This is a genomic window from Vibrio sp. Vb1026 (genome assembly GCF_033338745.1).
Taxonomy (GTDB): domain Bacteria; phylum Pseudomonadota; class Gammaproteobacteria; order Enterobacterales; family Vibrionaceae; genus Vibrio; species Vibrio alginolyticus.
Genome location: NZ_JAWOTH010000055.1, coordinates 1 through 2,063 on the forward strand (window position 1 = coordinate 1; position 2,063 = coordinate 2,063).

Consider the following 2,063-nt stretch of genomic DNA (forward strand, 5'->3'; position numbering starts at 1 on the left):
CTATGCGTTGAATTTAGTGATTAAGGTGGTATGCAGCGGCTTAGGTATTGCGTTGCTCACCCCTTAGCAGGGCGTTATATTCATTCGGAGGTAACATAATATGTCTTTAGATGTGGCATATTCCATTGAAATAGATGATTTTATCGACCCAGATAAGGCATATGAGCTTTACTGGTCGGGAATGCTCGAAGACAAGAGAGCATTTTTGTGTCCGGGTACAAACTGTTCAGCTAATGTTACTTGTGCAAACCTTGATAAAGATACTAGCTCACTAAAAGTAGTGCCTCATTTCCGAGTATTTGGTTCTCACACCAAAGGGTGTGAAGTTTCGAGAAATGTGCCTCTGAAGCTTCAGTACGCAGAGCCAACAACGCAAACCGCGACTCATAAAACGCTTGATACTTCAATCGTAGACACATTCTTAGAGAAAAGACCTGAATCGTATTACGACCATTATAAAACTAATAGCCGCGCTAAAAACGCCAAAGTACGAATGGTTAACATACTGAAGTCTAAAGCTGAAAGGCAACTGAAAGAAATTGGTGTCACTAGTAGTATCTATTCGGTAAGGACAGTTGTTAGTAGGTATGCTAGGTACAAGAAAGATGGAACTTTAGAACTACGCAGACTAAATATTGCGGGTAAAGACAAACCTTACACAAGCCTTTTTAGTAAAATAGAAAATCAGATAGTTTCTGACTTGCCGCAAATGCCTTCTATTTATCACGGTTGGGCATTTATAAATAGGTTACCATCAGGTCACGGTTACCAGATAAAGTTCAAGAAAAAACTAAAGGGTAATAGTAGCGACAAAGAGTTCACCACCACGGTTATGATTGGTGACCGGCTAATTGAACATTACAAGATGAAAAAGCTGGTAGCCAAAAGGATTGAAAAACTTTATAAATCTCCGAACCCGACTGCTTATGTTTTTATCTATGGTACGCCAAGAGTTAACGAACGAAATGACAGGTATGCAAACATCGACATTACAAATTTAGACATGATCGATATTTGTCTTGAAGACCCTTGGGCAAAATGAATATAACAAACTGTTCAAGAGTGATTCGCAACGCGTGGCATTTTTTTATGCGTTACGTTTAGTGTTTAAGGTGGTATGCGGAAGCATCGGTATTGCGTTGCTCACACCTTAACAGGGCGTTAGCTAAAAGGGGTAGATATATTGTCAATTGATCGTCCTAAGCTATATAAAAAGCTAGAAGAGAATGAGATCGAAAAAGTATTGTTTTCAGATCCTCTTACTGAAACGACCAGAAAATCACGCAGAAATTTAATGATTGCATCTGTGATGTGTTTACTAATCTCAATTTTAAATCTAAAAGTCACAGGGTTTCTTGGTCTCAAAGCGGAAACTGAAGCAATAGAAAGTGAGTTAGTTAAGGGGATTGGTGCAATTATTGTTATCTACTACTTTGTTGTTTTTATTCTTTACGCCACCATAGACATACTCGCATGGAAGTTTGATCGAGAAAAAACATTAATATCTGGGCATCAAGAGCTTGTCGAAGCTATCGAACGGCACTTTTCAGTTACGATTGAGCATATTGACTATTCTGTACGCGACTTAAGTAATCTATCTCCAGACAGTAGAATGCAAGACCAAATATACAATAGTGAAGCTATTGGTAGGGCAACACAGCTAATACAAGGAACTAAAGATGGTATCGATAGCTTCCGCAAAGATGCTGAGCCATTTATCAATCAATGGCTCAAACGAGTCAATAAAACAAGTATTCTCAACACTAGGTTTTTTATTCGCTTAGTAAGCCTATATGGCTTTGATTTAATCTTTCCATCTTTGATGGCTTGTTTAGCTGTTTACAAATCATACACAGGTATTCATTTAGCTGTGACGGCAATTTTTAGCTAACAAATTGTTCAAGAGGGATTCGCAACGCGTGGCATTTTTACTATGCGTTAGGTTTTGTGGTTAAGGTGGTATGCAGTGGCATCAGTATTGCGTTGCTCACCCCTTAACAAGGCGTTAGTACGGGTTTTACATCAAAGGTCATAAGTTTTGGTGTTTATCTGTTTTGGTGCTC

The 2,063-nt window shown here is 38.6% G+C and carries 2 protein-coding genes; both read left to right on the top strand.

All coding sequences use genetic code 11. The features are described 5' to 3' along the window. The first annotated feature begins 100 nt into the window (after positions 1-100). On the top strand, positions 101-1,042 hold the full coding sequence (locus tag R7E47_RS24070; protein WP_031846314.1) for a hypothetical protein: 942 nt from the start codon (positions 101-103) through the stop codon (positions 1,040-1,042). Positions 1,043-1,183: 141 nt separating this feature from the next. Beyond that, positions 1,184-1,891, top strand: a complete 708-nt coding sequence (locus R7E47_RS24075) for a hypothetical protein (protein ID WP_193837313.1) — start codon at positions 1,184-1,186, stop codon at positions 1,889-1,891. The last annotated feature ends 172 nt before the right edge of the window (positions 1,892-2,063 follow it).